Here is a 7019-nt window from a genome sequence, read left to right as displayed (position 1 = left end):
CGAAGAGGTCCGCGACATCCTCGCGGCGGGCTCAGGTCAGCCTGAACGCTTCACCGCCCAAGGGCTGAGCGACACCGAACCGCTTGCGTCGAACGACAGCACGCAGGGCCGGGCAAGGAACCGCCGAGTCGAGATCACTGTTCTGGCGGAGGGCGTGGAGTGAAGGCGTTTTTCAGTGTTGTCATTCGCTGGGTAATCCCGGTGCTGGGCCTGCTGGCGCTCAGTCTGATCATCTGGTTTGTCGGCCCGCTATTCGCCGTGCTGGCGCCCGCCGCGCCGCGCTGGGCGCTGATCGTCGGGCTGTTCGCCGTGTGGCTGGGCTATCGCGCCTGGCGCATCGCGCAGGCCCGCCGGCAGGCGGCCAAGGTGATCCAGAGCCTGGCCGCGGACGCCGCGCCAGATCTCGCCGGCATGGCCACCGCCGAGGAACTGGCGACCTTGCGCCAGCGCATGGACGAAGCCCTGGTGTTGCTGAAAAAGGCACGCCTGGGTGGCGACGAGCGGCGCAACCTCTACGAACTGCCCTGGTACGTGATCATCGGCCCGCCCGGCTCGGGCAAGACCACCGCGCTGATCAACTCCGGCCTGCATTTCCCGCTGGCCGCGCAGTTGGGGGAGGGCGCCATCAGGGGCATCGGCGGCACCCGCAACTGCGACTGGTGGTTCACCGACCAGGCCGTGCTGCTCGATACCGCGGGCCGCTACACCACCCAGGACAGCCACGCCCAGGTCGACAAGGCGGCCTGGCTGGGCTTTCTCGACCTGCTCAAGAACCAGCGCGCGAGGCGCCCCATCGACGGCGCGTTCATCGCCATCAGCCTGTCGGACCTGCTGCTGGGCAGCGATGCCGAGCGCGCGGCGCATGCCACGGCGATCCGCGCGCGGATCCAGGAGCTCTACAGCCGGCTGGGCGTGCGCTTCCCGATCTACCTGATGCTCACCAAGCTCGACCTGGTACCGGGCTTCATGGAGTTCTTCGACACCCTGGGCAAACAGGAGCGCGCCCAGGTCTGGGGCATGACCTTCCCGCTGGACGATGAACCGCAGGGCGATGGCCCGCTGGCGCGGTTCGAGGGCGAGTTCGCCCTGCTCGAGCAGCGGCTCAACCAGCGCCTGGTCGAGCACTTGCAACGCGAGCAGGATCCGGCCCGGCGTGACCTGATCTACGGTTTCGTCCAGCAGTTCGCTGCCCTGCGCGGCAACCTCCGGGGCTTTCTCGATGGCGTGTTCAAGCCCAATGCCTTCGAAGAGCGTGCCTTGCTGCGCGGTGTCTATTTCACCAGCGGTACCCAGGAAGGCAGCCCGATCGACCGGCTGATCGGCAGCATGGCCCAGAGCATGGGGCTGGACCGCGCGCACCTTGCCCGCCAGGGTGGCACCGGGCGCAGCTACTTCATCGAGCGCCTGTTCAGTGCCGTGGCCTTCGCCGAGCGAGGCCTGGTCGGCAGCAACCCGAAAGTCGAGCGGCGGCGCACCTGGATCGCCCGTGGCGCCCTGGCCCTGAGCGTGGCACTGGTGCTGGTGGTCGCGACCCTGTGGACCCTCAGCTACCGCGCCAACCAGCACTACATCGCCGAAGTCGACAGCCGCCTGACCCCGCTGGGCAGGAACGTGCAGCAGCTGAGCCCGGCGCAGCGCAACGTCATCGACGTGCTGCCGCTGCTCAATGCCACGCGCCGTCTGGCCGACGATCCGCCCGGCTGGGCCAAGGGGCTGGGGCTGTACCAGGGCGGCATGCTCGAAGGCGAATCGGACAGCGTGTACCGCAAGATGCTGATCGCGATCTTTGCTCCGCGCCTGCTGACCCGCATCGAGGAACAGCTATACGCCGGTGGGCCTTCCGACTACCTCTACGAGGGGCTCAAGGCTTACCTGATGCTGGCGGACAGCGAGCATTACGACCCGGACGCGATCAAGGCCTGGATCAGCCTGGACTGGGAGCGGAGCCTGCCGCGCGACTTGGCGCCGGAGCAGCGCCAGGCCCTTGGAGAACATTTGCAGGCGCTGTTCGAGCGGCGTCCGCCGTATGCACGCCTCGACCAGCGCCTGGTCGAGGACGTGCGCCAACAGCTGCAGCAGTTGCCGGTGGCCCAGCGCGTGTATGACCGCGTCAAGCGCCAGAAGCTGCCGCCCGGGGTCAAGGATGTGCGCCTCAGCGAGGCCGGTGGCCGCGATGCCGCGCTGGTGTTCCGGCGCAAGAGCGGCAAGCCGCTGGACGAGCCGCTGAGCGGCCTGTTCACGGTCGAGGGCTATCGCAAGGCGTTCCTCGCGGCGAGCCTGGCGCACAGCACGACCCTGGCCGAAGAGCGCTGGGTGCTGGGCCGGGAGCTGGACGGAGTGGCGGATGCCAAGCGCCTGGCCGGCGATGTGCGCCAGCTGTACGTGCAGGACTACATCCGCCACTGGGATGCGCTGCTGGCCGACCTGGACTTCGTTCCGGTCACCAGTGTGGCCCAGGCCGCTGACGTCCTGCGCGTGCTGTCGGGGCCGGCGTCGCCGCTGAAGAAACTGCTGCAGGCCGTGGCCAGGGAAACCAACCTGCAACAGCCAAGCGTCCTCGACAACGCCCAGGCGACAGTCGAGCAGGCGGGGGTCGACCAGTTGCGCCAGCGCCTGGGCGGCTTGCTCGGTGACATGCCGGTCGCCGCGGCTCAACAGGCAGCGCCCGAGGTTGATCCGGTGACCGCGCACTTCGCCGAGCTGGCCGCGCTGGTCAACAGCGGCGAGGGCGAGCCGGCCGCGATCGACGCGTTGCTGGGCGACCTCAATGCCCTCTACGTGCAGGTCAGCGCCATGGTCGGCGCCAGCGGCGACGCGCTGCTGGGCGAGGCCAAGAACCAGGCCCAGGCCGCTGCGCAGCGGGTGTCGCTGGGCGCCGCGCGCCAGCCCCGCGTGGTCCAGGACCTGGTGGGCTCGGTGGTCGGCTCGACCAATGCCATCGTCATGGGCGGCGTGCGCAACCAGCTAAATGCCGCCTGGACCAGCGAGGTGCTCAACGTCTATCGCCAGTCCCTCAGCGGCCGCTATCCGCTGGTGGCCGGCAGCGCGCGCGACGCCACGCTGGAAGATTTTGGCCAGTTCTTTGGCGTCGGCGGGGTAATGGACAGCTACTTCAGCAAATACCTGCAGCCCTACGTCAACACGTCCTCGACGCCGTGGAGCTGGCAGCCAGGCGCAGCGCAGAAACTGGGCATCAGCAGCCACCTGCTGGCGACCTTCCAGCGCGCCGCCGCCATCCGCGATGCGTACTTCCGCACGGGCGGCGGGGTACAGCCAGGCGTGCGCTTCGAACTCAAGCCGGTGGCCATGGACGCGTCGATCACCCAGTTCCTGCTTGACCTGGACGGCCAGCAAGTCAGCTACGACCACGGCCCGAGCCGGCCGGTGGCGTTGCAGTGGCCCAACCCCAGGAGCATCGGCGTGGTCCGCTTGTCCATCTCGCCACCTGCGGCCAGCGGCCGTTCCGGGCTGACGGTCGAAGGGCCGTGGGCCTGGTTCCGCCTGCTCGACCGGTCCGACCTGGTGGCGGCAGGCTCGCCGGAGCGCTTCAACCTGCGACTGCGGGTCGAGGGAGCGAGCGTGTCCTACGAGCTGCGCGCCAGCAGCGCGTTCAACCCGTTCCGCAGCCGCGTCAGTGGCTTCAGCCTGCCGGAGCGCCTGTGAACGACATCGGCTTCTACGGAAAACTGGCGTGTCGTGGCGACTTCGTCAGCCGCGGCCTGCCGCAGGATTTCATCCAGCGCTGGGACCAGTGGCTGACCGCGGGGCTTCATGCCAGCCAGCGGCAGCTGGGTGAGCAGTGGTTGCAGGCCTATCTGGTCAGCCCGCTCTGGCGCTTCGCGCTGGCGCCGGGGGTGTGCGGGGCATCGGCGGTGGTGGGCGTGGTCATGCCGAGCATTGACCGGGTCGGGCGCTATTTCCCGCTGACGGTGGCGCAGGTGCTTGAGCCGCGGGCTTCGCTGGCCATGGTGGTGTCGGGCAGCGACGAGTGGTTCGAGCAGGCTGAGTGCGACCTGTTGGCAACCCTCGAGCCCCAGGCATCGTTCGAGGCGTTTGAAGCGGGCTTGAGGCCTCTTGGTCGCGCGACGGCGCCTGCGCCAGGGGCACGTCCGGCGCTGGGCGGTATGCAGCGGCTGGAGGCAACCACGCCCGAGGGGCGTGGGTTGGCGTTGGCCGACTGCGCCTGCGAGGGCATGAGCCTCTGGTGGGGCAAGGGCTCGCAGCGCATAGCCCCTGGCTTGATACGTTGCGCGGGATTGCCGCGCAGCGAGGATTTCGCCGGGTTTCTCCTGGGTAACGAGGCAGATTGAAGATGACCGCCCTGCATTACACCGCGGCCAGTTACAGCCACACCGGCATGGTCCGCCGGATCAACGAAGACGCCTGCCTGGAGCTGACTGCCGCGGGCCTGTGGGCCGTGGCCGACGGCATGGGCGGGCACGCGGCCGGCGATTACGTCAGCAGCCTGGCCGTCGACAGCCTGCGCCAGATGCCGTCCGGCCTGGACCTGCCCGCGCTCGCCCAGGCGGTGCGCGACACCCTGGACCGGGTCAACCAGGCGGTGCGCGAGGAAACCGTGCGCCGTGGCGTGGCCATGATGGGCAGCACCGTGGTGGTGCTGGCCGTGCGGGATGGGCAGGGCATTGGCCTGTGGGCCGGTGACAGCCGGCTGTACCGGTTGCGCGAAGGCTGCATCGAGCGCCTGTCGCACGACCACAGTTATGTCCAGGAACTGCAGGACAGCGGCCTGCTTGACGAGGCCGGGGCGCGAGTACATCCGCGCGGCAACATCGTCACCCGGGCGATTGGGGTGCAGGACCGTCTCCAGCTGCAGGCGGTGGCCTTGCGGGTCGAGCCTGGCGACACCTACCTGCTGTGCAGCGACGGCCTGAACAAGACCGCCGAAGACGCCGAGATCGGCGAGGTGCTCGGCCATGCCAACGCCTATCACGTGGTCCGCAGCCTGGTGCACCTGGGGTTGACCCGTGGCGCGCCCGACAATATCACCGCCGTTGTCGTCAAGGTCGGGGCCAGCGCATGAGCATGACCCTGCAGATCCCTGGTTTCGACATCATCGGCGAGATAGGCCAAGGCGCCATGGCCAGCGTCTACCTGGCCACCCAGCGCTCGCTGGAGCGCAAGGTGGCGTTGAAGGTGATGGCCGCGAGCCTGGCCGCCGACCCGACCTTCTGCGAGCGTTTCCTGCGCGAGGGCCGCACGCTGGCGCGCCTGGCCCATCCGCACATCGCCACCATCCATGACATCGGCAACGTGGACGCGCTGTACTACATGGCCATGGAGTACCTGCCCAGCGGTACGCTGAAGGAACGCATCAGTGCCGGGCTGACGCCGCAGCAGGGCCTGCTCTATGTGCGCCAGATCGCCCAGGCGCTGGGCTATGCCCACGCCCAGGGCCTGGTCCATCGTGACGTGAAGCCTGCCAACATCCTGTTTCGCGCGGACGGCGCTGCCGTGCTGTCGGACTTCGGTATCGCCAAGTCGCTGGACGACCGCACCCAGTTCACCCAGGCAGGTTTCGCGGTGGGCACGCCCAGCTACATGAGCCCGGAGCAGGCGCGCGGGCTTGAGATCGATGGCCGCGCCGACCTCTACGCCTTGGGCGTGGTGCTGTATGAAATCCTCGTGGGCACGTTGCCGTACCGCGGCGCCGATGCCCTGTCCACGGCACTGGCACACCTCACCGAGCCACTGCCGGAGCTGCCGGTCGAGCATGGTCAGTACCAGGACATCCTGCGTGGCCTGCTGGCCAAGGACCCGAACGAGCGCTTCGCGGATGCGGCGGCGTTGCTGGCGGCGCTCGATGGGCTGGAGTCGCGCGACAGCGACCACACGATCATCCAGCCGCTGCCGCCAGTTGCGTCGGCCACGCCTGCGCAGGTCGACCTGACGCCGGTGTCGCTCGAAAAGCCGCGCCCGGCCGCTGTGTCCGAGCCCGTCAGGCCGCCGGCGGGCGAAGGCGCTCAGGCGCCGGCTGCCAGGGCTGCCTCGAAAAAACCCGCCAGGACCGTGCTGGCCGTGGCCATTGCCGGCGCGCTTGGGCTTGGCGGCACGTTGTTCTGGCTGCTCGGTGGCGGCCACGCGGCCACGCCCGATACCGCGGCGGCGCAGGCTCAGGAGCAGGCACCGGCCCAGGCCCAGGCCTCCGCTGGCGCTCCGTCCACCGCGGCCACTGGCGTGGACGACCAGCGGCCGCTGCTGATGGCCGGCAAGAAGACCCTGTTCCAGCGCGTGCTCAGCCAGCCGGGCGCGCGGCTGCTCGATCAGCCCGCGGGCAAGGGCGAGCAGACCCTGCCGGCCTTCACCGTGCTTTACGTCTACCAGCGCAAGGAGCTCGACGGCAAGGCCTGGGTCCAGGTCGGCACGTCGAGTGACGGCCAGCGCGATGGCTGGCTGCCCGCCAGCCAGACCAGCGAGTGGAAGCAGAGCCTGGTGCTCAAGTTCACCGAGCGTTCCGGGCGCGCGCCGATGCTGTTCATGCGCACGGCCGACGACGTGCAGCGCCTGCTGGACGACCAGCAGCTGGCCCAAGGCGCGTTGCTCAAGGCCCAGCGCGATCCGGCTCAGGTGCCGCAGGTGCTCGCGCTGGAACCGACCGCCAGCGCCGTGCCGCAGGACCAGTTCTACCTGATGCCGATCTTCGACTTCCGCGAGAGTTTCGACGCCGAAGGCCAGCCGGTGCAGTTGATCAACATCGCCTCGATCGACCCGGGCGCCAGCGCGAGCAACAGCGCCAGCACCGCTGCACCGACGGCGACCGCGACGCCGGCAGCGCCGGTGCCGGGCAAGGCGTTCCGCACCGGTATCGTCCTGGTGGTCGATACCTCGGTGTCGATGCAGCCCTATATCGACCGCGTGCGTCAGGTGGTCAGCGAGTTGCAGCAGCAACTGGCGGCGCGTGGCGAGCTGGACAGCGTCAGCTTTGGCCTGGTGGGCTTTCGCAATAACACCACGCGCACGCCGGGCCTGGACTACCTGAGCAAGGTCCTGGTCAACCTGGA

The 7019-nt window shown here is 69.0% G+C and carries 4 protein-coding genes and 1 pseudogene; all 5 read left to right on the top strand.

Features of this window, described 5'->3' with window-relative positions; all coding sequences use genetic code 11:
- Positions 1 to 163, top strand: a pseudogene (locus tag VJS90_RS14580) (type VI secretion system protein TssL); the annotation flags it as partial.
- Entirely contained in the window at positions 160 to 3663 is a 3504-nt protein-coding gene (tssM, locus tag VJS90_RS14575; RefSeq protein WP_324122350.1) for a type VI secretion system membrane subunit TssM, read from the top strand. The pseudogene VJS90_RS14580 and the gene tssM, both read left to right, overlap by 4 nt.
- Positions 3660 to 4310, top strand: coding sequence for a type VI secretion system-associated protein TagF (tagF, locus tag VJS90_RS14570; protein WP_324122349.1), 651 nt, complete (start codon positions 3660 to 3662; stop codon positions 4308 to 4310). Before tssM ends, tagF begins: the two co-directional genes overlap by 4 nt.
- Before the next feature lie 2 nt (positions 4311 to 4312).
- Positions 4313 to 5041: a PP2C family protein-serine/threonine phosphatase gene (locus VJS90_RS14565; RefSeq protein WP_324122348.1), complete on the top strand. Its 729-nt coding sequence runs from the start codon at positions 4313 to 4315 to the stop codon at positions 5039 to 5041.
- 2 nt (positions 5042 to 5043) lie between these two features.
- The coding region (locus VJS90_RS14560) for a serine/threonine-protein kinase (RefSeq protein ID WP_324122351.1) at positions 5044 to 7019 on the top strand (1976 nt) is incomplete at its 3' end.

It is taken from the genome of Pseudomonas sp., assembly GCF_035277045.1.
In the GTDB taxonomy this organism is placed as follows: Bacteria; Pseudomonadota; Gammaproteobacteria; order Pseudomonadales; family Pseudomonadaceae; genus Aquipseudomonas.
The sequence above is the reverse complement of the archived record's forward strand: the minus strand, read 5'-3'. Positions and strand labels throughout refer to the sequence as shown.

Bases quoted from the DNA above. Each gene is read 5' to 3' on its own strand.
- VJS90_RS14565 (WP_324122348.1), top strand. From the start codon at position 4,313: ATGACCGCCCTGCATTACACCGCGGCCAGTTACAGCCACACCGGCATG.